This window comes from Streptomyces sp. Ncost-T10-10d (assembly GCF_900091955.1).
In the GTDB taxonomy this organism is placed as follows: Bacteria; Actinomycetota; Actinomycetes; order Streptomycetales; family Streptomycetaceae; genus Streptomyces.
The window spans coordinates 1-25,928 of the sequence record NZ_FMDF01000201.1 but is presented as its reverse complement, the minus strand read 5'-3'; the positions used below and the strand labels follow the sequence as shown (position 1 = coordinate 25,928).

Genomic DNA, 25,928 nt, shown 5'->3' with positions numbered 1-25,928 from the left:
TAATGAGCCTTTCCGGGCTATCCGGCTCGGGTGGTATCCCGATCGGTGCTCTGTGTCAGCCGTTCGATATGCCCGAAATGACAGCCTTGTGGAGCGTAAGTACGTTCAGTCACGGGCCGGCTACGCAGCTGGCCTCTCTGAGACAGGAGAAGTGACATGGTTACACGTTCCACCGTCGTGACCGCCGCCCTCGCGGGCGCCATGGCCCTGACAGCCACCGGCAGCACCTTCACCTCGGCCGCCACCATCGAGTCGGCCCGGCCGGCCCCGGCAGTCCCGGCAGCCCCGGCAGCCCCGGTCGTGCGACAGGCCGCTGCCCCGGCTTCGGCCCCCAACGGCGAGGGCGACGCCGGAAAGGGTGACCAGGGCAGGGGCTACGACGAGGGCAGAGGCAACAACGAAGGCGGGGGTAACGACGAGGGCAGAGACAACGGCGAGGGCAGGGGCAACGACGAGGGCAGAGGCAACAACGAAGGCAGAGGCGACGAGGGCAGGGGTCACGGCGGTGGGCGGGGCTACGACGAGGGCAGGATCCACTTCAACGAGCGGACGTACTCCGCCTACCCCGGCGGCTGCGTCACCGCGGCCAGCGGCCTCGGTGCCACGAGCTTCAACATCTTCAACGAAAGCCGGAGGACCGTCGAGGTCTTCAGTGGGGCCACCTGCGACAACGGCGGCCCCGTTGCCGTCGTCGGACCCTACGGTGCCACTTCAGGCGTGTTCCCGCAGCGCGTCGACGGAGGCGTGTTCATCAACGACGGTGTGGGAGCGAGCTTCCGAGTGATCGGATACGACTTCGAAGGCGAGTGACGGAGCCGCCTGCGTGACGTGACGAAGAACCCCGGCCCGCCGGAATCGGGCCGCGGCGTCCTCGTCCGGGAACCCCGATCGGGACGCACCGGTTCCAGAGGCCCACGCCCTCATCCGGCCCACGCCCGATCGACGCGCACATCTGCCTCGCCGTGCTGGCACCGACGGCGAGGCACTGCCGGCCCAGTCGCGCCGTACCCGCCATCGGTCTCGGCCGGACCCGGCAACCGGGACGGCGGCGCCCCCGTGGACGACCGTACTTGCCGGGTGCGTGTACCGGCGCCCGATCTCGAATCCCCTGGAGGCGGCGGTCATGAGTACACCTCTGCACCAGCTCAAGGCCGACGCCGCCGCGCCCTCAGCAGGTGCGCCCTCTCGTGCCCGCCGGGCGTGACGCCGCGCACCGCCAAGCCCCTGGAGCCGACGATCACCTCTCGAATGAGTCCTACAGCCGCCGACGCCATGATCGCGCCGGACCTGCAAATCAGCGACCACATCAGCATCGACAGGGCACTCGATGTCCTGCGCGGATCCCGCAACCAGTACGTACTCATCCGTGACGACACCGGCCGGTGCGCCGGAATCATCACTCTCGACCAGCTCACCGTCCACGCGGCGCAGCCCTGGTACGCCGAGGACACCCGGGTCCGTGACATCGCACACGACAGCGGCCCGTTCGCGCACCCCGACATGCCGGCGTCGGAGGCTGCGGCCGCCATGCGCGAGCGGTCCCTGACGATCCTGCCCGTCGTCGACGAGGACGGCTTCGCGGTGGGCATCCTCACCACCGCACGGCTGCAGGCACTTCTCGGCACCCTTCCGGAGGACACCGACCGGCCCTGATCCGAGAGCGGCAGCCGGATGCAGAGCGGGGAAACTTCGGCGCCGGCCAGGGAACGAGGAGAACCTGTTTCCGGCGTGGCCGACCCGGCGGGCACCCACTTCCTTGTTGTCATTCCGGAACAGATGGGCCGCTCCGGCAGGGTCTGGCCCCACGACCCGGGCTGTCCGTCCGGGAATCCGCATCGCAGACCCTGCCGGAGGGATCACAACTCCGCTGATGCGGGCTCCGTCACGACGAGCACGATCTTTCCCGAGGTCCGGTCGGTCTCACCGAGGGCGTGGGCCCTGGGTGCCTTGGCGAGATGCGCGTGCCCGGTGCCACGCACGACGGCGATGTGCTGACATCCGCGGGTGCCGCGTCCGGTGTCGACGTCTGCCTGCACGTCGTACGCAAGGACCACGGCAGCGAAGTGGCCAACCGGGTCGCTCGTATCTGTGTCGTACCGCCCTGGCGGGACGGTGGGCAGGCGCAGTACATCGACCAGCCGGTGCCCGACATCTCCTCGAACGGGCACGGCCGCCACCCCGCCAGTGGGCGCTGGAGAACCTTCACGAGCCTCTGAGCCTGGCCGAGCTCGCCGACCACACACGGATGAGTCTGCGTACCTTTGCCCGCCGCTTCCGTGAATCCCGTCGGAACGTCCGCGACCACGGCGTCAAGCGCAGCCCGACATCCGAGCCCCTGGCGTGTGATCAGGGCTCGGCGGAGCTGTCCAGGCGCTCCGTCGGCCCGCCGAACGGCAGGACGAGGGTCCGTTTCGCCGGCAGCCAGGTCACGTTCCCTCAGGTCGTCGTCGACAGAAACCTCGCAGAACTCCTGCGGTCCACGGGACGGTTCCGACCGGCTGCGGGGTGGATCCGACCCAGGAACATCTTTTGACATACCTATGTCATCAGACCTATTCTCTCGATCATGCCCGTTTCCCGCGCGTCCGTCCAGGACCTCGACCGTGTGGCCTCTGCGCTCGCGGCGTGCCTGCCCGCGCTGAACCGGGCCCTGGACCGCCGGGTCGCCCAGGACTTCGGGCGGCCCAAGCCGCCCGAGGGGCAGCTCGCGCTGCTGCGTTTCGTTTCGCAGCAGGAGGGCGCCACCGTGCGTGAGGCCGCCGACGCCCTGCTGATGCGGCCGAACAACGTCAGCGCGCTCGTCTCCCAGCTCACCGAGCAGGGACTGCTGGAGCGCCGGCAGGACACCGGCGACAAGCGGATCGCCCATCTGTATCCGACCTCAAGGGCTCGGCGTGAGCTGGCCGAGGTCCGACGTCTCGAAGGCGCGCACCTTGCGAACGCGCTGCAGTCCCTCACCGATGGTGAGCTGGACGCACTCGGTTCGGTCGTGGGCGCGCTGACGTCGCTGACGCGGCATCTGCACCCCGTGCCCGCAGCCGAGTAGACCCAGCGGTCCCCGCCGAGGGGCCCGACCGACCGCGAGCACTGCCGTCTCCGTGCCCGTGGAGCCTTCCCCTGCCCGGAGACAGACCGCTCCGACCGCCCCGGCGGCCGTGTGCGCGGCGCATTCCGTTTCGTCCCTGTTTCCTGTAGCGCTTCCGACAGACAAGGCACTTCCATGCCATCCACCACCGTGGATCATTCCTCGCTGCCCGTTGCCTCCCCACCGCAGCCGGAGCCGCCCCGGGGCAGGCGCTCCAACCCGTGGCTGACTCTCCTCGCGGTCGCCTTCGGCCTCTTCATGGTTCAGCTCGACGCATCCGTCGTGGCGATCGCCAACCCTGAGATCGGGCGCGCCCTCGAAGCGTCCACCGCGGACCTGCAGTGGGTCACCAACGCCTATCTGCTCGCCCTGGCGGCATCGCTGATCCTGGGCGGCAAGCTCGGCGACCGCTTCGGACGGCGCGCCTCCTACCTGGTCGGCGTCGTCGGGTTCACCCTCGCCTCGATTGCCATCGGCCTGTCGGGCTCGATCGAGGGCGTCATCGTCTTCCGGGCGGTGCAGGGACTCTTCGGCGGGCTTCTGATGCCCAACACCCTGGGCCTGCTGCGCGCCGTCTTCCCGCCGCGGAAGTTCGGCATGGCCGTGGGCATCTGGGCCATGGTCTCTGCCGTCTCCACAGCGCTCGGCCCCATCGTCGGCGGCCTGCTGATCGAGAACGTCAACTGGGAGTCCGTCTTCTACCTCAACGCCCCCATCGGCGTGATCGCGCTCCTGGTCGGCGCCGCCGTCCTGCCGCGGAGCAGGAACTCGACCGGCCATCACCGCTTCGACGTCCCCGGCGTCGTGCTGCTGGCCCTCGGCCTGCTGTGCGTGGTCTTCGGCGTCGTCAAGGGTGAGACCTGGGGCTGGGCCTCGGCCGGCACCCTGGGCGCCGTCTCCGCCGGCGTGTTCATCCTGGTGGGCTTCGGCTGGTACGAGAACCGGATTGCGCACCCGCTGCTGCCGATGCGGCTGTTCCGCAACCGGGCGCTGACCGTCGGCACGATCATCACCGCCCTCAACTTCTTCGTGATGCTCGGCGTGATCTTCTTCGTGATGCTCTACCTCCAGAATGTGCGCGGCTTCTCGCCGGTCGAGGCCGGCGTACGCACACTGCCGCTCAGTCTCGCTTCGCTGGTGGCCTCCCCGCTGGGGGCGGCGCTCACCGGCCACTTCGGGCCCCGGCTCTCGATGCCGTTGGGCATGCTGCTCCAAGCCGCCGCAACCTTCGGCCTGCTGAGCTGGGACACCGGCTCGTCCTACGCCACGATGTGGCCGCCGTTCATCGCTCTCGGCCTGGGGGTCGGCATGGTGCTGTCGGCCTCCTCCGACGCCATCGTCGGCCAGGTCCCCGTCAAGGACGGCGGAGTGGCGGGCGGGCTCCAGGGCACCGCCCTCCAGATCGGCGGCGCGCTGGGCACGTCGGTGCTGGTCTCGCTGATCAGCAGCCGGGTCGACTCCACGCTTGTCGACGAGCTGACCGGCGCGGGGGTGCCGGCATCCGTGGCGGGCGGCCTGGAGCAGGCCGGTGACGCGGTCGCCATGGGTGTCGCCCCGGTCTCCGGGAACATGACCGAGCAGCTCCGGGCGGCCGTTGTGGAGGGCAGCGGCCAGGCGTTCATGAACGGTGTGCACACCGCCGTGACCGTGACCGGCGTTCTCTGCCTGCTGGGAGCCGCCCTCGCGGCAGCCGGGCTCCGCGGTACCTCCCCGACTGCTGCACAGCACTGAGAATCGCGGCCGGTGCCCGCATGGGCGGGCACCGGCCGCGCCCGGCCCGGGGAACGTGATCCGCCGCGTCCGGACGAAGACGCCGCTTCCTCACCCGGACGCCGCATCAGACCGTCAGCCGGATCCCGGTGACCAGATGCGGACGGATGCGGACCGCACAGTCCATCACCCGGTCCGACCAGGGCCTGATCAGTCGCTGGTAGCGCATCAGGGCATCCGGATCGGTCACGGGACGGCAGTAACCCGTCGCGACGACGCTCCACCCCAGATGGGTCAGCGGATCGATGTCATCCGCCTGGTAGGCGACCACGACTCCCCGGTCGCCATGGTGCCGGGCCTGGGCGAACAGGTCCGAGTCCTGATGGGTCCGGATGACGATCTGACCCAGGTCCAGCAGATGGTTCACCGGCCGGACTGCGGGCAGTGCGCGCTGGGTGAAGACGATTCGCCCGAGCGAAACCCCGCCGAGCAGACTCAGCGCCTGAGCGCCTGTCAACTCGACCGTGCGGCGTGGTCCGGCGGCCGCCGGGCCTTGAGCCGGGGCCGAGGGCGCGGGTGCGGCCGCGGGCACGGACGACTGGGACGACTGATGACCTGCATGGTTCATGGGGCGGCCTCGTCTCCTGATCTGCTCAGTTGCCGCACGAGTACATCGCGTGCGGCCATCCCCACGCCAGGGCCGAACGGCCCAGGGCCGAACGGCCCTAGCGGCGTCGGAGCCTCGATGGGTTCACTGCGGTGGACCGCATGCCACGGGCCGGCCCAACTACGGCTCCGGGCGCCGGCCCGTGGCTTGTGGAGCGTTCGGTCGGAGCGGGCGGTGCGGATGTGTACAGGAGGGGAACGCGGTGATAGCGGTCGTCGGACACAGAGACCTCAGCAACAGGACCATGGCGCTGGTGGAGGCTGAACTGAGAGCGCGGCTGGACTGCCTGGCAGAGGGAGTGGCCGCTCTCGTACGGGTCGGGGCGGGGCTACCGCTCGTGTTCGGGCGCGCCGCCCGGGAGGCCGGACGGAAGCTGACGGTACTGCTGCCGGCCCAGGGCGCGGTGCCCGCAGTGCTGCCCGAGCGGGACCGGCGGGCCGCAGGGGAACTGCTGGTCCTGGCCGAGAGCGTGCGGCTGCTGGCTTTCGATCCGGCCGACCGCAATGCCTGTGTCGGCGCCGATGAACGTCTGGTGGAGACGTGCCGGACCCTGCTTGCCGTGTGGGACGGTTCGCCGTCGGACGGCCGGGACGCCACCGCGCATCTGGTTGCCTTCGCGCGGGCGCGTGGAATCCAGGTGGAGGTCGTCTGGCCGGAAGGCTCCGAGCGGGGGTGGGCATGAGCGCGTCGGCGCGTGAGTCGGAGATGGTGGCGGAAGCCCCCGAGGCCGACGGCCAGGAGGTTCGCTCCACGCAGGACCGCGCGAACGACGGTGCTCCGGGGACGGGCGACGAACGGGATCGGGCCGGGGCACGCCGGGGATTCGCATGGCTGCTGGTGATCACCGCCGCTCTCGGGCTGCTGGGCTCCTTCGTGATCACCACCGACAAGTTCGAACTGCTCGCCGATCCCGGCTTCGTCCCCGCCTGCTCGCTGAGCCCCGTGGTCTCCTGCGCGGATGTGATGCGCAGCGAACAGGCGTCGGTGTTCGGCTTCCCCAATCCGCTCATCGGACTGATCGCCTTCGGAGTGGTGATGGGGACCGGCGCGGGCTTGCTCGCAGGTGCGCGCTACCGGCGGTGGTACTGGCTGGGACTGAACCTGGGCACCCTGTTCGGCGTCGGCTTCTGCATGTGGCTGATGACGCAGGCGCTGTACGACATCGGCGCGCTCTGCCTGTGGTGCGTACTCGTGTGGATGGCCACCATCTTCATGTTCTGGCACACCACCGTGCACAATCTGCGCCATGGCGTCCTGCCCGCCCCACGCGCCCTGGTCGCGGCGGTACTGGAGTTCCCCCTTGTGGTGCCGGTGACTTGGTGCCTGGCCGTCGTCATGCTGATAGCAACCCGGTTCTGGTCGTACTGGCAGACGTTTCTGTGACCCGTACGAAGCCGCTGGTGTCGTGATGGATGTGCGTGTCCGGGACTCCGGCGGCGGCCAGCCGGGCGGCGACGATCCGAGCGGAGTCCGTTGTGGATGTCTCGGGCGCCAGGGCCAGATAGACGTGCTGCCGGGCGGCGGCCCCGGGACGCTGCGCCAGTACCCCGTCCAGGGCCCGCAGACCGGGATCTGCGGAGGGACCGGCCGTGAGGACGGTCAGCCAGGGGCGTCCGCGCCGGAACGCCTCCAGGTACGCCGCGTCGTATACGCCCCCACCCACCCCTCCATCCAGCAGCAGACGCACCCGGTGCGCACGGAAGCGTTCGGCGTCGATCTGCTGGAGCAGCGCCTTCATCGCGGCCCATCCGGTACCGGCAGCGATCAGCACAACGTCGGCGGACGGGGTGTGATCGGGCAGGGCGAGCGCGCCGCGCGGCGCGCTGAGGCGGACGGTGCCGCCCTCCCGCGTGCCGCGCACCAGCGCATCACTCACCCCGTCGGCACCCCGGGCACGTACATGGAACTCCAACTCGCCGTCGGGATGGGGCGCGCGGGCCAGGTAGTAGGGACGCCATGCCTGCTCCAGCAGCGGTGACTCCAGGGATGCGAACTGCCCGGCGCTGAAGGGGTAGGGCTGATGGGGGCGCACTCTCAGCACAGCGAGATCCGGAGTACGGAACTCGTGCGAGGTCACCGTCGCCTCCCAGCTCGGCGGTTCGGCGATCGCCTCGTCCGCGCCCCTGACCATCGCCGAGACGGCCAGCCGCAGCATCCGCAGCCAGGCGTCCTCCAGGGCACCGGTCCACCGGGCGCCCGCACGCGTGCGCAGCGCATCGATCAGCGCCGCCTCGAACGCCTCGAAGTGCGCGCGGCGCACACCGAGCTTGCGATGGTCGCGACCCAACTGCGCGAAGGTGGCGACCATCTCGTCCGTACGGTGCAGATTGCCGATCAGATAACGGAAGGTCCCGACGAGATGGGCCTGCTGGAACGCCATCGACTCGGGGAACAACGACCGCAGATACGGATGCCGTTCGAACAGGACCCGGTACAGCTCGGCGATCAACTCCTCCAGCGGGCTCACCAGCGGCAGGAATTCGCTGATCAGCTGCTGATCGGGCGTTCCGTCGTACGGCTGCGGCGCCTCGCCGGACCACGGTTCGGCGCCGGCTTCGGCCGGGGACAGGATGCGTCGTCGCAGCCGCATCGCGTCATGCCGCGCGAGCAGTGCGTGGTAGTCCTCGCTCGGGGTGTTCATGGACCGGTGACTCCTTGGAACTGCACGGTGGGGTGGCCGGGACGGAGAGACGTCCGTAGCGCCCGGACGATCTCGGCGGCGTCAGTATGGCACCGCGTCCAGCCCGCCGACCGGCCCCGGACACAGGGCCTTTCGGCCCTGTTCAGAGCCTGTTCGACATGCTGTGACACCCCGGCGAACCGGCTTGCGGACGCATGCACATACTGGTCCGAGCCCCCTTCCCCGAACCGATCGAGCATGGTGTGAATGACCTCGCGAAGTCCCCGCTGAGTACGACGCCGCCGCAGTCCGCAGCCCCTGTACGCGTCTTCATCCTCGACGACCACGAGGTCGTCCGGCGTGGCGTACGCGATCTGCTGGAGGCCGAAGACGGCATCGAGGTCGTCGGCGAGGCGTCGAACGCCCGGGAGGCGCTGGCCCGCGTACCGGCCAGCAGGCCACAAGTCGCCGTACTGGACGTACGGCTCGGAGACGACCCCCGCGGTGACCACGCCGGGATCGAGGTATGCCGGGAACTGCGTGCCCTCATGCCCGAACTGGCATGTCTGATGCTGACGTCGTTCGACGACGACGAGGCACTGTTCGACGCCATCATGGCGGGTGCGGCCGGCTACGTACTGAAACAGATCAACGGAGCCGATCTGATCGCCGCCGTACGCACGGTCGCGTCCGGCACCTCAATGCTCGACCCACGGACGACCGCTCGTGTGATGGCGCGGCTGCGGGGCCCCCAGCGGACCCCTGCCGAGGAGTCGGAGGCATCGGAACTGGACCGGCTCACGGCGAGGGAGCGCCAGATCCTGGACCTCATCGGCGAGGGCCTCACCAACCGCGAAATCGCGGAACGCCTCTTCCTGGCCGAGAAGACCGTCAAGAACCGCATCTCCTCGATCCTCGCCAAACTGGGCGTCGGCCGCCGGATTCACGCAGCGATGCTCGTCGGCCGGATCAAGGACCGCCAGGGGCAAACACCGGTCCGGCGAATCTGACGGGTGTTCAGGCGTCAGTCGTGGAGCGGGACGCACCACGTGATCCGAGTGCCGCCGTCCGCCGGCCGTTCGATGGCGAGTGTGCCGCCGCACAGCTCCGCCCGCGTACGCATGTTGGCCAGCCCACCGCCGCGCCTTGCCGGGTGACCGCCGTCGTTGATCGCTGCCCCCGTTCCGTCATCGACCGCTGTCGGTGTTCCGGGAGTGGTCGTGTCGCTGTCCGGGATGCCGATGCCGTTGTCCGTGACGGTCAGAGTCACCGCGTCGTCGGCCGACAGCACAATGCCGATACGACTCGCACGGGCATGGCGGGACGCGTTGGACACCGCCTCGGCGGCGACCGCCACCACGTGTTCGGCGAGTTCGTCCGGGACGGTGGTGTCCACCGGCCCATCGATCCGCACGGTGGGCCGGAAGCCGAGGACATGCGCCGCCGTACGAGCGGTCTCCGCTATCCGGTGTCGCAGCCCGCTGCGGCCCGAACCGTCCGCCGTGCGCAGATCGAAGATGGTGGACCGGATGATTCGGATGGTGGTATCCAGATCATCCACCGCCCGGCTGACCCGCTCGGCCGCTTTCGGCCGGTCCGCGATGGCGCGGGTGGTGCTCTGGAGAGTCATCCCGGTCGCGAACAGCCGCTGGATCGCCAGATCGTGCAGATCGCGGGCGATCCGGTCCCGGTCGTGCATCACGGCGAGTTCCTCGGACTCGGCCCGTCTGCGGGCCAGTTCCAGCGCGATGGCCGCCTGGTCGGCGAAGCCGGAGACGAGTTCGACCTCGGTGTCGTCGAACGGCGGGCGGTCCGCCGGCCGCCCCAGGCGCAGTGCACCCAGCGCTCCGGTGTCGATCTGCAGCGGCACGGCCACGATCGGGCCCAGGCCGTCCTCGGTACCGTCGCCGAACGGATGGGCCCGGGGATCCGTCCGGACGTCGGCGCAGTGCACAGGCGTTCCCGTACGGGCGGCGAGCCCGGCCAGCGATCCCGACGCCGGAACGGACAACCCCGTCACACGGTCGGAGTCCCGGCCATGGGCGACGGCAACAGTGAGGAGTTCCTCGTCCCCCGGTGCCGCCGGAGCCTCTGGGAGGAGCGCGGAACCGGGCCGCGCCGTGGGCAGCAGAATCGCTGCACGGTCGGCCCCCGCCACTTCCATCGCCCGCTCGGCGATCAGATGCAGCACCTCGTCGGTGTCCGTCCCCGAGAGCAGGCTGCGGGTGATCTCGCCCAATGCCTCCAGGCGCCGCTCCCGGCGGCGGCTCTCCTCGTACATCCTGGCGTTGTCGATGGCGACGCCGGCGGCGATCGACAGGGTGGTCAGCACCGCCTCGTCGTCCGCATCGAAGCTCACGCCGCCCCGCTTCTCGGTGAGATAGAGGTTGCCGAACACCTCGTCGCGCACCCGCACCGGTACGCCGAGGAAGGTGCGCATCGGCGGATGATGAGGCGGAAAACCGAAACTGCGCGGGTGGCTGCTCAGATCGGTGAGCCGCAGCGGTTGCGGGTGATGGATCAGCTCGCCGAGGATTCCGCGGCCGCACGGTGACTGCCCGATCCTGGCGGCGAGTTGGTCCGACAGGCCCACCGGCAGGAACTCCAGGAGTTTCTGCCCTTCCCCGACAATGCCGAGCGCTCCGTACTCCGCGTCGGTCAGCGTCACCGCTGCCTCCACGATGCCGCGCAGCACTTCCGGGAGTTCCAGGCCCCGTCCCAGACTCATCACGGCATCCAGCAGACTGCGCATCCGGTCCGGTCGGCTGGGCTGCGGCCATGCGGCCGGACCGGGGCAGGAGGGGCCGGGCGAGCCGAGCGCGGGGGAGGAGGGGCCGGGTGCGGGGACTTCGAAGTGGGAGCCGGGCTCGGGAGGTGCTGTCTCTGCCATCGGGGTGCCGTTCTCTGGGGCCGTGTGCCGTATGCCGGGTATTTGCTCACCGGATCACCGCAGGGCTGGGACCGGTCCACGGGCGGTCAGCCTACGACAGCCCAGGTGCCGAGGGCCCGGCGGTGTGGTCTCGAAGGCCGGCGCGGGCAGGGCCGGTCGGCTGCCCGGTTGCACGGCAGTAGGGCCGGTCGGCCCCGTGGAAGGTGTCCGTCGGCCCCTGGAGAGCGTCGCGGGCGGCGGCCAGCATGGTGCGGCCGGGAAGGTCCGGTCCGTCCCCTCGTGATCCGCCGGACCTTCCCGACCACTCCCCGGACACGCCACGTGCGGCCGGGGAGTGTTCGGAGAACTGCCAGAGCTGGAGGACACGGTCCGGTGGACGCAATGGAATCGCAGGGCATGCAGGCCGTTCCTGCATATGGCCCCAAGCCCCCGGCCCCGGGGCCGACCCCGCAGACGCGCAGGCCATCACCGTCGGCGCCGAGGCCACCTCGGCCGGACGGCGGCCCATTCGGGCGGGTACGACGCAGCCCGGCACCGATCTGGCGGGCCGTTCCTCGCGCGGCCGGATCGTCGTCTCGTGGCTCACGACGACCGACCACAAGCAGATCGGCACGCTCTATCTCGTCACCGCGTTCGTCTTCTTCCTGGTCGGCGGCGCGATGGCGCTGGTGATGCGCGCCGAACTCGCCCGTCCGGGTACGCAGATCATCTCCAACGAGCAGTTCAATCAGGCATTCACGATGCATGGCTCGGTGATGCTGCTGCTGTTCGCCATGCCGCTGTTCACGGGATTCGCCAACTGGCTCATGCCCCTTCAGATAGGCGCGCCCGATGTGGCATTTCCGCGACTGAACATGCTGGCCTACTGGTTGTTCCTCTTCGGCTCACTGATCGCCGCGGCAGGTTTTCTCACCCCTCAAGGTGCTGCCGACTTCGGGTGGTTCGCCTATGCTCCGCTTTCCGATGCCACCCACTCCCCGGGCGTCGGCGCCGATATGTGGATCACGGGCGTGGCGCTGTCCGGATTCGGTTCCATTCTCGGAGCGGTGAACTTCATCACCACCATCATCTGTATGCGTGCCCCGGGGATGACCATGTTCCGGATGTCGATCTTCACCTGGAACGTCCTGCTGACCGCCGTACTCATCCTCCTGGTCTTCCCGGTCCTTGCCGCAGCACTTCTCGCGCTGGAGATGGACCGGAAGTTCGGCTCGCACATTTTCGATGCCGCCAATGGGGGCGCGCTTCTGTGGCAACACCTGTTCTGGTTCTTCGGGCACCCTGAGGTCTATGTACTGGCTCTGCCGTTCTTCGGTATCGTCTCCGAGATCATTCCGGTCTTCTCCCGGAAGCCGATGTTCGGCTATATCGGTCTCGTTGCCGCGACGATAGCCATTGCCGGGTTGTCCGTAACCGTCTGGGCCCACCACATGTATGTCACCGGTGGTGTACTGCTGCCCTTCTTCGCCTTCATGACCTTTTTGATCGCCGTACCGACCGGAGTGAAGTTCTTCAACTGGATCGGCACGATGTGGAAGGGATCGCTGTCCTTCGAGACGCCGATGCTGTGGGCCACCGGATTTCTGACCACCTTTGTCTTCGGTGGACTGACCGGAGTCATCCTGGCCGCACCGCCACTGGACTTCCATGTCTCCGACTCGTACTTCGTGGTCGCCCACTTCCACTACACACTCTTCGGTACGGTCGTCTACGCGATGTTCGCCGGATTCCACTTCTGGTGGCCGAAGTTCACGGGCAAGATGCTCGACGAGCGCCTGGGGAAGATCACCTTCTGGGTGCTGACGGCCGGCTTCCACCTCACGTTCCTCGTGCAGCACTGGCTCGGTGCGGAGGGAATGCCCCGCCGGTACGCGGACTATCTCGCCGCCGACGGTTTCACCGCCCTCAACACCCTGTCCACCATCGGCTCATTCCTGCTCGGGCTGTCTTTCCTCCCCTTCTTCTACAACATCTGGAAGACCGCCCAGTACGGCAAGAAGACAACCGTCGACGACCCCTGGGGTTATGGCCGTTCCCTGGAATGGGCCACCTCCTGTCCTCCTCCCCGCCACAACTTCACCGCCCTGCCCCGTATCCGCAGCGAGTCCCCGGCCTTCGATCTGCACCATCCGGAGATCGCCGCACTCGACCCCGCCGCATCGCACTGACCCCTGACCCCGCCCACCACCGCAATCCCCGCCCCCGAGGAGAGTGCTGTCCGATGTCCCATGGTGTTCTGGCGCTCGGCGTCGCCGTGCTCTGCGTGTCGGGCAACGTCTGGTACCTGCCCGCCTGCATCGATCTGCGTGCGGGCCAGGACCGGCCGCGCTCCCGCCGGCTGGTCGCGGCCGCTGTACTGGCCGGGTGGGGATCGGCGGCCCTCACGATGCTCCTGCTGCTCATGCCGGTCCCTCTGTCCGCGGCCGCGCTGGTGGCGGTCGCGGGCACCACCACCACGGCGTCCCTGGCCGTCCGCGCGCGGCTGTGCCGAGGCCAGGAGCAGTGCGAAGAGGAGGCCCGCTGGGCCGCGCTCTTCCGTTGACACCTCCATGAGGGTCGAACTGCCTCCGGCGTGCGGATGTTGCTGTTCGGCGAGCCCCGGTCCGCGGGTGCGGCTCCGCTCAGGGCCGAGCGTGCGGTTCGCCCCGGTGCGGCCCCGGCCGGCTGCCCGCTCACCCGGCTTTTGCCTGGGGCTTGCGCGCAGCCGGCCGAGAGCGGAAGGTACAAGCGCTCCCCAAGGGCTCAATCAGCCCTGACTTCCGCGCGCGGGTCGACCGGTGTAAGAACTCCGAGCCGGTCCTCGATCGCCTGCGCCGCGCCCAGACACAGGTCTTCCCGGAACGCGCGCCCGACGACCTGTACTCCGGACGGCAGTCCGTCGACCACTCCGGTCGGTACGGCCACGCCGGGTACACCCACGAAACTGGTCACGGTGCACAGACGCATCGCCGAGCCGACCCGGTCCCGTCCGGCCCTGTCGCGCGACTCCAGTCCTGGCTCGACCGGTGGCTCGGTGAACACCGGGCCGAGCAACAGCGGGTATTCGTCGAGGAATTCGGCCCATGAGCGGCGGATGTTCATCCAGGTGCCCATCAGCTTCATGAACTCGTCCGCGCCGGCCGGCGGCGTCTGCTCCATCATCATCTCGATGTAGCGTTCCCCGCCTGCCCCGAGCAGTTTCCGCACCACCGGCCAGGTCGCGGCGAACTCGGTCACGGTGATCCGGCCGTACGCTTCGAGCGCTTCGTCCAGTCTCGGAACGTCCTCCACCTCCCGCACGTCGTACCCGGCGTCGCGCAGCGCCTCGGCCGCGGTCTCGACGGCCCTGCGAACCGTGGGGTGAACGCCGTGCCCACCCGGGTCCGACACGACCGCGACCTTCACCGGTCCGGGGAGCGGTTCACCGTAGGCAGGTACCGGTAGGGCCCGCGGGTCGCGCGGGTCGGTCCCGGCCAGCACCTCGAACGCCACCCGGAGGTCGCCCACACTCCGCGCCAGCGGGCCGTCGGTGACCAGCATCTGGGACGCCGGGCCGGGGTCGTCGGGGCCGACGCGGTGGTCCGCGGGGAAACGCCCGGTTGTCGGCTTCAGCCCGGCCACGCCGCAGAACTGGGCCGGGATGCGCACCGATCCACCGGAGTCGTTGCCGAGCCCGAGCGCTGCCATGCCCGTGGCGACGGCCACCCCGTCGCCTCCGCTGGTGCCACCCGGGGTCCGGCCGGGGTCCCATGGGTTGACCGTGTCGCCGAAGAGCTCGCTTCGCGTGTGCATCCCCGCCAGGATCAGGGTGGGTATGTTGCTGTGCCCGATGGGGGATGGCCCCGGCTGCGCGCAGCCGGGCCACCGGGGCGCGTCGGCCGACGCCACCAGATCGCGGAAGCGCTCCGTGCCGAACGTGGTCGGTACGCCTTCGACGGCGGTGCTCTCCTTCACCGTGAACGGCACGCCCGCCAGCGGCCCCAGTGCTTCACCGGCGGCCCGCCGGCGGTCTGTCTGCCCTGCGGCGGCGCGTGCGCGCTCCGCCAGGAGCTGTGTGACCGCGTTCATCTGCGGGTTGACCTCGGCGATGCGCTCCAGGTGGCTGTCGATCAGTTCGACAGCCGAGACATCTCCGCGGCGCACCGCCTCCGCCTGCGCGGTGGCCGGCATCTTCCACAGGGCATCCTGCATGTGCTCGTTTCCTTTCCCGTCCATGTTCCGATGCACTTGCATCGGAACTGTAGCCCCCCAACCGATACGAGCGCATCGGATAAAGTGAGCTGCGGAACGGAGCACCGTGGAACCAGGGAGGCGACCGGGTATGCCCAAGCAGGTGGATCACGCGGACCGACGTCGCCGGATCGCTGAGGCGGTCTGCCGACTCGCCGACGAACGCGGGCTGGAGGGCGTGACCCTTCGAGACGTCGCCGCGTGTGCGCAGGTGTCGATGGGCGCCGTTCAGCGATGCTTCCGTACCAAGGAAGAAATGCTCGTGTTCGCGCTCGGGCACATCGGCGAGCGGATCAGTGAGCGCGTACAGGCCCGCCTCGTCAGGTGCCCGGCCCAGTCCGGCGCCACCGCCCTCGGGCATGCGGCGACCGAGATCTCACTGCTGCAGGAAGAACACCGCGCCGAGGCCAGGGTCTGGCTCGCCTTCGTTGCGCAGGCGGCTGTCAGCGAGGCCCTCGCGAGGACGTTGAAGGCGAACTACTCAGCCCTGCAAGAGGCGTTCGCCCGCCTCATCTCGGAAGTCGGCGAGGGCGCCGACCATGCCGTTCCCCTCGATCCGCAACGCGAGGCTCGCACCCTCCTCGCCCTCGCGGACGGCCTCACCGCGCACGTCCTCATCGGCCATCTCACCCCGGGAGAGGCGCAGGACGTCCTCCATGCGCACCTGGGCGGGCTCTGGGAGCGTCCGGTCCGGTCGCCTCGCACCACGTGAGCGTCCCGGGCCGCCACGGAGCACTGCGCGCCGCGCTGCCGCAACCCCGCCCTCGCGACCGTGCCGCAGGCACCCCGTACGTGAGTCACCGCACGGAGGCCGCCCGGCAGGCACCGTGATGCCCGCGGCGCGGCTACTCGAACCGTGCGGTGTCGCCCGCTCCTCGGCGTACGATCTCGAGCTCGCCGCCGGAGAAGTCGATGACCGTGGTCGGTTCGGTGCCGCAGTCGCCCGAGTCGACCACGGCGTCCACCACGTGGTCGAGCCGTTCCTTGATCTCCCAGCCCTGTGTCAGCGGCTCGTCCTCGTCGGGCAGGAGCAAGGTGCTGGACAGCAGCGGCTCACCGAGGTCGGCGAGCAGCGCCTGAGCGACGACATGGTCGGGAATCCGGACTCCGACCGTCTTCTTCTTGGGGTGCAGCAGCTGACGTGGCACCTCCTTCGTCGCGGGGAGGATGAAGGTGTAACTGCCGGGTGTCGCTGCCTTGATCGCACGGAACACATCGTTGTCGATGTGCACGAACTGACCGAGCTGCGCGAAGTTCTGGCACACAAGGGTGAAATGGTGACGGTCGTCGAGGTTCCGGATCGACCGGATCCGGCTGATGCCGTCACGACTGCCCAGTTGGCATCCCAATGCGTAACAGGAGTCCGTCGGGTAGGCGACGAGCGCGCCGGCCCGGATGCTGTCGGCCACGGAGCGGATGGTGCGCGCTTGAGGATTTTCGGGGTGCACGTCGAAATACTTCGCCATCCACCGAGTCTAGGCGATCAGGACATCACGTTCAGGACAGCGTGGCCCGGTCCAGTGGGTGCGTCGGGTTCCGGCGCCGTCGGTTCCCGACGGCGCCGGAGCTCACTCCTTGACCGCTCCCGCGTTCGCGCCGCTCACGAAGTAGCGCTGGAAGCAGAAGAACAGCGCGGCCACCGGGATGGTGGAGAGCAGCGCCGCCGCCAGCTTCAGCGGGTACTGCGTTCCGCCGCCGAGTCCGCCCGAGACGAAGCGGGCCAGGCCCGTGGTGAGCGTCTCGTACTGGCCGGACTGCGTGCTGACGAGGAAGTGCGTGAACTCGTTCCACGAGCCCTGGAACGACAGGATCGTGAGGGTGATCAACGCCGGTCTGGCCATCGGCAGGACGACGGACCAGAAGATCCGGAACACACCCGCCCCGTCGACCCGTGCGGCCTCCTCGACCTCGCGCGGTACCGATTCGAAGAACTGCTTCATGATGAAGATGCCCGCCGCGTCCACCAGCAACGGCAGGATCATGCCGGTGTACGTGTCGAAGAGCCCGAAGGTGTTGAGTACCAGGAACTTCGGGATGAGCAGGGCCACTCCGGGCACCGCCATCACCGCGAGCACGAAGCCGAACAGTGCGGTGCGGCCCCGAAAGTGCAGCCGCGCCAGCGCGTATCCCGCCATGGAGTCGAACAGCACCCGGCCCACGGTCACCACCACCGCCACCAGCGCCGAGTTGCCCAGCCAGCGCAGGAAGGGCACCCCGTCCGCGGCCTGGCTCAACCCGAACAGCCTCTGGTACGCCGCCGTGGTGGGAGTGGTGGGCAGCAGGCCCAGCGGATGCGCGGCGGCGTCCGGATCCGTCTTGAAACCGGTCACCAGCTGGAGGACGAACGGCAGCAGATACAGCAGACCCAGCCCCAGCACCGCGGCATACCCCACCAACCGCCACGGCAGGCGGAAACGGCTCAGGACGGGGCGGCCCCGGTCGTGCGGGGCGCGACGGCGAGGGGATGGCCGAGCCCGGCCGCGTACGGCCGTACCGGTGACGGTCATCGGTTCCTCCCGGTGCGTGCGCCACGCTCCCGCAGCGCCCAGCGCTGGAACGCGGTCAGGATGAGGATCAGGGCGAGCAGGATGAACGCGATCGCCGAGCCCTGCCCGAAGTCCGCGTTGTCGAAGCCCGCGGAGTACGACAGGAAGGCGGGCGTGAGCGTCGTATTGCCCGGAGCGCCCTGGCCCATCACATAGACCTGGTCGAAGACCTGCCAGGTGGAGATCAGCCCCAGGGTCAGGACCAGGAACAGCACGGGACGCAGCGCCGGCAGCGTCACATGCCACAGCATTTGACGGCGGTTGACCCCTTCCATGGCGGCCGACTCCTCCAGCTCCCGCGGGATGTTCTGCAGCGCCGCGAGGAAGATCAGCATGAACGTGCCCGAGGTGGTCCACACGGCGAGCAGGATGAGCGTGCACATCGCGACCGAGGGACCCGAGAGCCACTCGAACCACGACAGCCCCATGGTGGAGTGATCCGCCAGCATTCCGGTGGGCCGTTCGGGATCGACGATTCCCAGACCGCCCAGGATCAGGGAGAGCACCCCGCGCGGGTCCGCGAACCAGTTCGGTCCCTTGATCCCGATCCAGGACAGCATGGAGTTGACGGCTCCACTGCCCTGGAAGAGAAAGAGGAAGACCGTCGAGACGGCGATGGAGCTGGTGACCGACGGGAAGAAGAACGTCGTACGGAGAGCGCCGCGTCCCCGAAGCAGTTTCTGGTTGACGATCAGAGCCAGACCCAGTGCCAGCGCGGTCTGCAGGGGGACGGTCAGCAGTACGTAGTAGGCGTTGTTGCGCAGGGACGTCGCGAAGAGCGTGCGGTCGAGCCCGTCCTGCGTGAGCAGCGACCGGTAGTTGTCCAGGCCGACGAAATCGGCCTGACCGGAAAACGGGTTGGACTGTCCGTCCCAGTGCAGCAGGCTCACCCACAGGGCCATCAGGATGGGAAGCACCATGAACAGGCCGAGGACGAGCACCATGGGGCTGACGAACAGCCAGCCCCAGGTGCCCTCCCCGCGAAGGCCCGCGCGCCGGGCGCGAGCCTTCGCGGTCGTGCCGGTCCCGCCGGTGGCGCTGTCAGGTGCGCCGGGCGAGCCGGACGTTCGAGGGGTACCGCTCGCGCGGATCGTGCGGATGGGCATGGGGGCTCAGTTGCCCTTCGCGATCGCCTGTTCGCCATTGCGCTGAAGGTCGGCGAGGATCTTCTTCGGGTCGGCGGTGCGCAGCGACTGCAGATCGGTGTTGAACTGGCTCAGGACCTTGTCGAAGCCGGCGATCGTCACCGGGCCCTGTGCGTAGGCGCTGCCGTCCACCCAGGCCTTGGCGGCCGGCTGCTTCTCGGCGTAGGTCTTGAGCGCGCTCGTCCGCGACGGCATGACACCGAACGCGTCGGCGAAGGCGAGCTGCTGCTTGGCGGATGTCAAGTACTTCACGAGGTCGACGCCCGCGTCGCGGTGCGCGCTGTCGGCGGCGACGCCCCAGCAGTTGCTGAAGGCGAGGGTGCCCTTGCCGGCCGGCCCCTCGGGCAGCGGCGCGATGGCGTACTTCACATCGGGGTAGTCGAGCTTCATGCCGCCTTCGAGCCAGTTGCCCTCGATGGTCATTGCGGCCTTGCCCTTGCCGAGCGCCTCACCGCCCCAGCTGGTGTCCACCTGCTTGGCGAACTTCATCGAGCCGGACTTGAGCAGGGACTGGACGAAGTCGAGCCCCTTGGCGTTCTCGGCGGTGTCGGCGGTCATTTTCTGCTGGTCCGGGTCGGTGAGCCAGCCGCCCGCCTGCTTCATGAAGACGCCGAGCCGCTGGAACTCGTCGCTGGTGACCAGGCCGGTGACGCCGTTGCCGGTGAGCTTGTCCGCGACGGTCCGCAGCTCCTCCCAGCTCTTGGGATAGTCCTTCTCCGTCAGCCCGGCCTTCTTCCACAGATCGGTGTTGATGGCCAGACCGAGGGTGGAGGCGTCCTTCGGCAGGCACACCAGCTTCCCGTCGTACGAGAACGAGGTGCGCAGCTGCTCGGAGAAGTCGGCGGCGTCGGATATCCGGTCCCCGTACGGGTACAGCGAGCCGCCCTTCGCGTAGTTCGCGAACTGGTCGGAGTTGACGTAGAAGACGTCCGGCGGCTTGTGCCCGGCGAAGGACTGGGCAAGCTGCTGGTTCATGTCCTTGGCAACCTCGACCGTGACCGAGTTGCCCGTTCGCGTACGCGGCGGCGGCACTCTTGACCGCCTGGGTCTCGGCGTCCCCCGAGGTGGCGATCAGCACCGTCAGTTTCTGCTTGCCGGCCTTGTCCTGCTCCGGCTCCTTGTCGCTGCCGAAGTTGGATGAGCAGCCGGTGGCGGCCAGGAGCGCCGCGCAGGTGGCGAAGGCGGCGACGGCCGTACGGGTTCCCATGAATTCCTCCAGGGGGATAGGGCTTGCGGCTCAGCTGCCCGGAAAGGGCACGCTGTGGATCAGTGGCCCGCGGATGGGCACGAGGGTGGTTCAGTCGCCCGACGCGGATGTGCTGTCACGTACGACGAGGGACGGTTCGAGCAGGACGCGCTCGGGTGGGGCGCCGGCTTGCGACATCCGGGCCAGCAGCAGCCGGACGCATTCGCGGCCGACGGCCTCCAGCGGCTGGGCGACGGTGGACAGTCCGGGGGACAGGAGCGCCGCCGTTGGGGAGTCGTCGAAGCCGACGACGGCGACATCCGCGCCCGGCACGGCTCGTCGCTCGCGCAGGGCGTGATAGCACCCCAGAGCGAGCACGTCGCTTGCGGTGATCACGGCCGTCGCACCCGCGTCGAGCAGCGGTCCGACGGCGGCCTGCGCGGAGGCGATGTCATCGACGCTTCGTGCCCGTCTGTTGCGTATCGAAAGGTGGTGCCGTTGCATGGCGCGCTGCCAGCCCATGGCGCGGTCGTCGCCGACCCCGGAGCCACGCGGCCAGCCGAGGAACGCGATCCTGCGATGTCCCAGACCCACCAGATGCTCGACCGCGGCATCCGTGCCCGAGGCGCCGTCGACATCCACCCAGTCCCCGATCTGCCGGCCGGACCACATCCGGCCGAAGCCCACGAACGGCACGCCACGCTTGTTCAGCCAGGCCTGGCGCTGGTCGCCCCGGTCCGTGCCGCTCAGCACGAAGCCGTCCACGCTGTGCAGGTCGAGGAGTTCCTCGTACCCGTCGAGGCCGGCGCTGCCGGGAGGCGAGGCGAAGAGCAGGATCCGGTAACCGGCCTCGTCGGCGGTCTGGGACAGGGCGTGCAGAAACCGGTCCATGACCGGGGCCGAGGTGCCGGGGGCGGTAGGACGAATGCCGTAGCCGATGAGTTTGCTGGAGCGGGTGCGCAGGGTCTGAGCCGCTCGGTGCGGGCGATAGCCCAGCTCGTCGATGGTGCGACGGACTCGCTCCAGAGTCTCCGGACGCAGCAGTTCGGGCGAATTGAGCGCGTTCGACACCGTTTGCGGAGACACTCCGGCCCGCTGCGCGACCGTGGCCAGGGTGACTGAACCGGCCTTGGATGCGGGGGTGTTGGGGGGGCGGGGCATCAGTGTCTCCGAAACCGGTCGTACGAATGGACGAGTTTATTGGAGCGTTCCAAAACCGTTGTCAACGCGCTGAAGTCGTCGTTAGGGTTCTTGGAACGCTCCAATGCCTGAGAGGTTCTGCTCTGTTGGACACAACTGTCAAGACCCACGACATGAATAACTCCGATCCGGGGGTCGGCCCGTCGGCCGAAGGCCTCCAGCCGTTCCTGCATGACGCCTGTGTGACGCTGTACGCCCCGAGCTTCGCGATCTCGCAGGCCGACGGACAGATCGACGGCGCCGCGGACGGCTTCTACCACGGCGACAGCAGAGCCCTTGCCCGGTTGACCGTCGCGGCGGACGGAGTCGCGATCGCCCCTGTCCGAGGAGGCGTCGAAGGTGCGGACCGGGCGGCCTTTCGCGGTGTGCTGCGCGGCCTGGGCGAGGAGACACCGGACCCGGCCGTCACCCTGCACAGGCGCCGCCGCATCACCCCCGGGCGCCTGGAGGAGACCATCGAAGTCGCCAACGCCGGGCGACAGCAGGTCCGTGTCCGGCTGATCGTCACCGCCGGTACCGACCTCGCCCCGATCGAGCGCGTCAAGTCCGGACACGCTCAGAGTCCGGTCCTTGCCAACGCCACGGAGGGTGGACTCGGTTGGTCCAGGGACACCTTCGCGGTACGGATCACCGGCTACCCGCGGCCCGCCGCCGTCGACCCGGCCGCCGGAACACTGGCGTACGACATCGAACTCGCTCCCGGCTCGTCATGGACCGCTGAACTGCACTGCGACGCGGCGCATGAGGACGGCGACCAGTTCCCCGCACCACCTGCCGACAGCCTGCCCTGGCGCACGCCGGTCCTGCGCAGCGCCGACCGGCGCTTCGACCACTGGCTGAGCCAGTCGGCCGCCGACCTCGACCGGCTGCGGCTGACCGACCCGGAGAAGCCCACCGACCAGTTCCTGGCCGCCGGAGCCCCGTGGTTCCTCACCCTCTTCGGCCGCGATTCCCTGTGGGCGGCCCGCATGCTGCTGCCGCTGGGCACCGATCTCGCCGCAGGTACGCTGCGCACACTCGCCCGTCGGCAGGGCACGAAGTCCGATCAGGACACCGAGGAACAGCCCGGCAAGATCCTGCACGAAGTGCGCCGTTCCACCCAGAACTTCAACGAGAACTTCGCCCTGCCGCCCTGCTACTACGGCACGGTCGACGCCACCCCGCTCTGGATCACCCTGCTGCACGACTCCTGGCGTTGGGGCCTCGCGCCCGAGCAGGTCGAGCAACTCCTGCCGCACGCGGAGTCCGCCCTCGCCTGGATGCGTGACCACGGCGACGCGGACGGGGAAGGCTTCCTGAAGTACATCGACCACACCGGACGGGGACTGGCCAACCAGGGCTGGAAGGACTCGGGCGACTCCATCCGGTATCGCGACGGACGCTTCGCCGCTTCCCCGATCGCGCTCTGCGAGGTCCAGGCGTACGCGTACGAGGCGGCTCGGGGCGGTGCGGACCTGCTGCGGGCCTTCGGCCGCCCCGGCGCCGACCAGTGGGAGGAGTGGGCCGAGCGGCTGCGGGACCGTTTCCGTAGCCACTTCTGGGTGGAGGACGAGCAGGGGCCGTACCCGGCTGTTGCGCTCGACCGGGAGAAGAAGCCGGTTGACTCGGTCACCTCGGGCTTCGGCCACCTGCTGGGCACGGGCCTGCTCAACCACGAGGAGAGCGCCCTGCTGGCCGCCAGGCTCAGCGCGCCCGACCTCGACTCGGGCCATGGTCTACGCACGCTGAGCAGCGACTCCGTTGTCTACAACCCGTACGGCTATCACATCGGTTCCATCTGGCCGCACGACACCGCTATCGCGGTGCACGGCCTGGTCAGGGCCGGCTTCCCGGAAGCGGCCGCGTCCCTGTCCGAGGGGCTGCTGACCGCATCGGCGGCCTTCGACGCGCGGCTTCCCGAATTGTTCGCCGGTCATGGAGCGGCGACCGATACCCGGCCCTCCCCCTATCCGGCATCCTGCCGCCCGCAGGCCTGGGCGGCGGCCTCGTCCGTCATGGTCCTCCAGTCGGTGCTGGGGCTCTCCGCCGATGTCCCCGGCGGCACGCTCACGGTCGCGCCCGGGTTCGCGGAGGCTTACCGGCCGCTGAAGGTCGAGGGGCTCGATGTCGCGGGCGGGCGGCTGGACATCTCCGTCGACGCCGACGGCACGGCGCACATCGAGGCGCCGAAGGGCCTGGAGGTGAGGAGGCAGCACACGACGCCGCGTTGACGCGCAGTGGCTGTGCCTGATTCGAGGCAGGACCCGGTGGGCCGGGGCGAGCCTGCCTCGGACCAGGCGGCCGAGATCGCCGGGGGCGGCAGCAACAGCGGTACGAAGGAACCTGCACCGGCAGTTCGGCCTCCGGCCTGTGCCCGTGGCAGGCCGGCCGGGATTCCGGTGCAGGGTTTCTGTCTCGCTTCCGCCCCGTGCATCCTTCACTCCTTCGCTTGCGCGGATTCGCGTGCCTGGCGCAGGGCCTGATGGGCCGACCAGACGACGGACACGAGCGGTACCGCCACCACCGCGCCCAGCACCCCCGCCGCGATGGCGCCGCCGATCACCGCGAGTGCGACCACCACCGGGTGCAGGCGGACGGCCCAGCTCATCACGATCGGGTGCAGAAGGTGGCCCTCGATCTGGCCGATGACCACGATCAGCGCGATGACGACGGCCGCCACGATGGGGCCATTCGCCGCCAGAGCCACCACGGCGGCGACTGCGAGGGCGACCGGTGAGCCGATCAACGGAATGAAGGCGGCGAAGAACTCCAGCAGCGCCAGGGGAAGGGCCAGCGGCACTCCGAGTGCGAACAGGGCCAGTCCGACGAGTACCGCGTTGGTCGCCGCCACCAGGACGATGCCGTGTGTGTATCCGGTGAACGTACGCCACGCCGCACGGCCCGCGATCGTGACCCGGGCCCGGGCCGTCCTCGGAAGCTGGTCGCAGAACCAGTCCCATTGCCGGTCGCCCGAGTGAATGAAGAAGACCGAGCAGAACAATGCGAGAGCGAACACGGTCACCACCTCCACCAGTCGGCCCACGCCACTGAGGGCCGTGCTGATGAGGGTGGAGCGATGGCTGGACAGGAACTGTCCGATCCGGGACTGCATGTCGTCGAGCGCCTTGGGGTTCAGCCGGAACGGTGGGCCCTCCAGCCAGCGTTCGATCCTGACCAGGCCATTGCCGAACTCCCGCTCCAGCCCGACGCGTTCTGCGGCGACCACCTCGCCGATGAGGGTCAGAACGCCGACGACGAGGACGATGCTGCCGACAAGCGCCACAGCGACGGCGAGCGGCCGCGGCATCACACGCGCCAGGAGATCGGCCACCGGGCGCAACATCGCGGTGCCGACCAGGCCGAGGAAGACGGCTACCGCCACCTCGTGGAACCGTCCCAGCGCTGAGAAGACCGCGTACACGAGGGCTCCCACGACGAGGATTCGCCAGGCGTAGGCAGCGGCCGTCTGCAGCGTGGGGTTCACGCGTGGCCCGTACCGCGGGCCGGCGGGCACATGTTGTGCGCCCGGGGTCCGGTTCGCAGGGCGGGTGATGCCGCGCAGCGCCTGACGTGACGCCGTGCGGATCCGGTGCCTTCGTCCTTCGGACGGCACGCCGGGGTCCGTGTTGTCGGGCTGCGGATGCGATGGCCTGGGCATTCCCTGCTGGTACCAGCCTGGGTCGCGTCCTTTCGGGCTCCCGCCGCGACATGCGCAGGAAGTCACCCCTACGGGCGGAACCACCGAGCGACCACCCGTCGCTGTCGTCGCTGACGGACTTGTCGATCCAGCTGCCACCGGAGTTCCGCATGCAGGTCTCCAGCGACCCATCCGAGGTGAGTCCTGCACCGGGCCACGCCGGTCAGCCGCGAGTGCGGCGGATCCATTCGGTGACGACGTCCCGGAGGCTTCCGGTCCGTCGGCACCGTTCCCGGTTCTCAGTATCGAGTCCAGTGCTTCCCCGGCTGCGGCGGTGTCGCCGCTGTCCTCCAGCGCCTCGCGCACGTGATCGAAACAGTGGGTGCGCGGAAGGTGCCTGCACTCCCCGTCGTGCTCCACGTTCGCGCCTTGGGGCATTCGCGCGGTGCCTCCGCGGCCGGAGGCGATGTCCTCGCACGCTCCGTATCACCCTGCGAAGGCGGCAGGCGCATACTGGTAGGCGATGCGAGATCGGAGGTCATCATGATCATCCTCGGTGTCATTCTGCTGGTCATCGGCCTGGTGGCAGGTATCTCGATCCTGTGGACGATCGGTGTGGTGCTCGTCGTGATCGGCATCGTTCTCTGGATCCTGGGCGCCGTCGGGCATGCGGTGGGAGGTCGACGGCATTACTGGTAGGACTGCCGTTCCACCGTCGGCGCTCGCCCTCCTCGGTCACGCCCGCCGCGCACGCGGAGTGTGAGCAGGACAGCACGGACCGGCTGCTGGAGCACGGTGTGACCGCGGTGTTGCGCGGGCTTTCGCATCCCCCGGCAGGAGGTGGGAACCGGGCCGTCGAGCTTCTCGTCGGCATACTGCGCGGTCGGACGAGCGAGACCCGAAGGCTCCTGGACTGCGATCTGACCGAGGGCCGCACACGCGCCGCGCCGTCGCGCTGAGCCGTCCCTTGCCACGGCTCCGGCGTGTCACAGGCGAGGGTGGTCCCCGGGGACATGGATCTTGGGCGAGCGGGACGACGCACATGTGACTCAGA

General features: G+C 69.2%; 22 protein-coding genes and 1 pseudogene. 13 read left to right on the top strand and 10 right to left on the bottom strand.

Annotated elements, in window-relative coordinates:
- Positions 1–156: 156 nt before the first annotated feature.
- The 5 genes and pseudogenes from GA0115254_RS34645 (at position 157) to GA0115254_RS34625 (ending at position 4,816) form a co-directional block, all read left to right on the top strand.
- The gene (locus GA0115254_RS34645) at positions 157–810 is read left to right on the top strand and encodes a hypothetical protein (protein WP_093899222.1); all 654 of its coding nucleotides are present in this window, start codon (positions 157–159) and stop codon (positions 808–810) included.
- Between the two features lie 438 nt (positions 811–1,248).
- Positions 1,249–1,653, top strand: a complete 405-nt coding sequence (locus GA0115254_RS34640; RefSeq protein WP_093899221.1) for a CBS domain-containing protein — start codon at positions 1,249–1,251, stop codon at positions 1,651–1,653.
- Positions 1,654–1,979: 326 nt separating this feature from the next.
- Positions 1,980–2,281, top strand: a pseudogene (locus tag GA0115254_RS34635) (AraC family transcriptional regulator); the annotation flags it as partial.
- 285 nt (positions 2,282–2,566) lie between these two features.
- Positions 2,567–3,046, top strand: coding sequence for a MarR family winged helix-turn-helix transcriptional regulator (locus GA0115254_RS34630; RefSeq protein WP_093899220.1), 480 nt, complete (start codon positions 2,567–2,569; stop codon positions 3,044–3,046).
- A gap of 174 nt (positions 3,047–3,220) precedes the next feature.
- Positions 3,221–4,816, top strand: coding sequence for an MFS transporter (locus GA0115254_RS34625; RefSeq protein WP_093899219.1), 1,596 nt, complete (start codon positions 3,221–3,223; stop codon positions 4,814–4,816).
- A 106-nt stretch (positions 4,817–4,922) separates the two neighbouring features.
- On the opposite strand, the gene GA0115254_RS34620 is transcribed toward GA0115254_RS34625, so the two are convergent.
- Positions 4,923–5,423, bottom strand: a complete 501-nt coding sequence (locus GA0115254_RS34620; protein WP_093899218.1) for a pyridoxamine 5'-phosphate oxidase family protein — start codon at positions 5,421–5,423, stop codon at positions 4,923–4,925.
- A 241-nt stretch (positions 5,424–5,664) separates the two neighbouring features.
- On the opposite strand from GA0115254_RS34620, the gene GA0115254_RS34615 reads away from it, so the two are divergent.
- Positions 5,665–6,144 (top strand): hypothetical protein, encoded by a 480-nt coding sequence (locus tag GA0115254_RS34615; RefSeq protein ID WP_093899217.1) that lies wholly within the window; start codon positions 5,665–5,667, stop codon positions 6,142–6,144.
- A gap of 23 nt (positions 6,145–6,167) precedes the next feature.
- The gene (locus GA0115254_RS34610; protein ID WP_093899225.1) at positions 6,168–6,845 is read left to right on the top strand and encodes a vitamin K epoxide reductase family protein; all 678 of its coding nucleotides are present in this window, start codon (positions 6,168–6,170) and stop codon (positions 6,843–6,845) included.
- Here GA0115254_RS34610 and GA0115254_RS34605 read toward each other — a convergent pair.
- Entirely contained in the window at positions 6,796–8,103 is a 1,308-nt protein-coding gene (locus GA0115254_RS34605) for a globin domain-containing protein (protein ID WP_093899216.1), read from the bottom strand. The genes GA0115254_RS34610 and GA0115254_RS34605 overlap by 50 nt on opposite strands.
- A 194-nt stretch (positions 8,104–8,297) precedes the next feature.
- Between GA0115254_RS34605 and GA0115254_RS34600 the strand changes: the two genes are divergently transcribed.
- Positions 8,298–9,092, top strand: a complete 795-nt coding sequence (locus GA0115254_RS34600; protein ID WP_093899215.1) for a response regulator transcription factor — start codon at positions 8,298–8,300, stop codon at positions 9,090–9,092.
- 14 nt (positions 9,093–9,106) lie between these two features.
- Here GA0115254_RS34600 and GA0115254_RS34595 read toward each other — a convergent pair whose 3' ends face one another.
- Entirely contained in the window at positions 9,107–10,834 is a 1,728-nt protein-coding gene (locus GA0115254_RS34595) for a sensor histidine kinase (RefSeq protein ID WP_093899214.1), read from the bottom strand.
- A gap of 383 nt (positions 10,835–11,217) precedes the next feature.
- Here GA0115254_RS34595 and ctaD point away from each other — a divergent pair, with 383 nt between their 5' ends.
- Complete coding sequence (gene ctaD, locus GA0115254_RS34590) at positions 11,218–13,140, top strand: aa3-type cytochrome oxidase subunit I (RefSeq protein ID WP_256102926.1); 1,923 nt, start codon at positions 11,218–11,220, stop codon at positions 13,138–13,140.
- A gap of 53 nt (positions 13,141–13,193) precedes the next feature.
- A complete protein-coding gene (locus GA0115254_RS34585; protein WP_093899213.1) occupies positions 13,194–13,514 on the top strand; it encodes a hypothetical protein in 321 nt (106 codons plus the stop codon).
- A 200-nt stretch (positions 13,515–13,714) separates the two neighbouring features.
- On the opposite strand, the gene GA0115254_RS34580 is transcribed toward GA0115254_RS34585, so the two are convergent.
- Positions 13,715–15,142: an amidase gene (locus GA0115254_RS34580; RefSeq protein WP_093899212.1), complete on the bottom strand. Its 1,428-nt coding sequence runs from the start codon at positions 15,140–15,142 to the stop codon at positions 13,715–13,717.
- Positions 15,143–15,272: 130 nt separating this feature from the next.
- Between GA0115254_RS34580 and GA0115254_RS34575 the strand changes: the two genes are divergently transcribed.
- Positions 15,273–15,893 carry a TetR/AcrR family transcriptional regulator gene (locus GA0115254_RS34575; RefSeq protein WP_093899211.1) on the top strand — a complete coding sequence of 207 codons (621 nt, stop codon included), beginning with the start codon at positions 15,273–15,275 and terminating at the stop codon, positions 15,891–15,893.
- Between the two features lie 133 nt (positions 15,894–16,026).
- Here the strand turns inward: GA0115254_RS34575 and GA0115254_RS34570 are convergent, their stop codons facing one another.
- The 5 genes from GA0115254_RS34570 to GA0115254_RS34550 all read right to left on the bottom strand — a co-directional run bounded on the left by GA0115254_RS34570 (position 16,027) and on the right by GA0115254_RS34550 (position 21,219).
- On the bottom strand, positions 16,027–16,647 hold the full coding sequence (locus GA0115254_RS34570) for an L-threonylcarbamoyladenylate synthase (RefSeq protein WP_093899210.1): 621 nt from the start codon (positions 16,645–16,647) through the stop codon (positions 16,027–16,029).
- 102 nt (positions 16,648–16,749) lie between these two features.
- On the bottom strand, positions 16,750–17,688 hold the full coding sequence (locus GA0115254_RS34565) for a carbohydrate ABC transporter permease (RefSeq protein WP_256102924.1): 939 nt from the start codon (positions 17,686–17,688) through the stop codon (positions 16,750–16,752).
- Entirely contained in the window at positions 17,685–18,833 is a 1,149-nt protein-coding gene (locus tag GA0115254_RS34560; RefSeq protein WP_093899209.1) for a carbohydrate ABC transporter permease, read from the bottom strand. The genes GA0115254_RS34565 and GA0115254_RS34560 overlap by 4 nt, the downstream gene beginning before the upstream one ends.
- A 6-nt stretch (positions 18,834–18,839) precedes the next feature.
- Positions 18,840–19,847: a sugar ABC transporter substrate-binding protein gene (locus GA0115254_RS34555; protein WP_256102923.1), complete on the bottom strand. Its 1,008-nt coding sequence runs from the start codon at positions 19,845–19,847 to the stop codon at positions 18,840–18,842.
- A gap of 322 nt (positions 19,848–20,169) precedes the next feature.
- Positions 20,170–21,219, bottom strand: coding sequence for a LacI family DNA-binding transcriptional regulator (locus tag GA0115254_RS34550; protein ID WP_093899208.1), 1,050 nt, complete (start codon positions 21,217–21,219; stop codon positions 20,170–20,172).
- 152 nt (positions 21,220–21,371) lie between these two features.
- Between GA0115254_RS34550 and GA0115254_RS34545 the strand changes: the two genes are divergently transcribed.
- Positions 21,372–23,468, top strand: a complete 2,097-nt coding sequence (locus GA0115254_RS34545) for an amylo-alpha-1,6-glucosidase (RefSeq protein WP_093899223.1) — start codon at positions 21,372–21,374, stop codon at positions 23,466–23,468.
- 206 nt (positions 23,469–23,674) lie between these two features.
- Here the strand turns inward: GA0115254_RS34545 and GA0115254_RS34540 are convergent, their stop codons facing one another.
- Positions 23,675–24,721, bottom strand: a complete 1,047-nt coding sequence (locus tag GA0115254_RS34540) for an AI-2E family transporter (RefSeq protein ID WP_370740991.1) — start codon at positions 24,719–24,721, stop codon at positions 23,675–23,677.
- Between the two features lie 696 nt (positions 24,722–25,417).
- Here GA0115254_RS34540 and GA0115254_RS44905 point away from each other — a divergent pair.
- Positions 25,418–25,573, top strand: a complete 156-nt coding sequence (locus tag GA0115254_RS44905; protein ID WP_093899206.1) for a DUF6131 family protein — start codon at positions 25,418–25,420, stop codon at positions 25,571–25,573.
- Positions 25,574–25,928 lie beyond the last annotated feature (355 nt).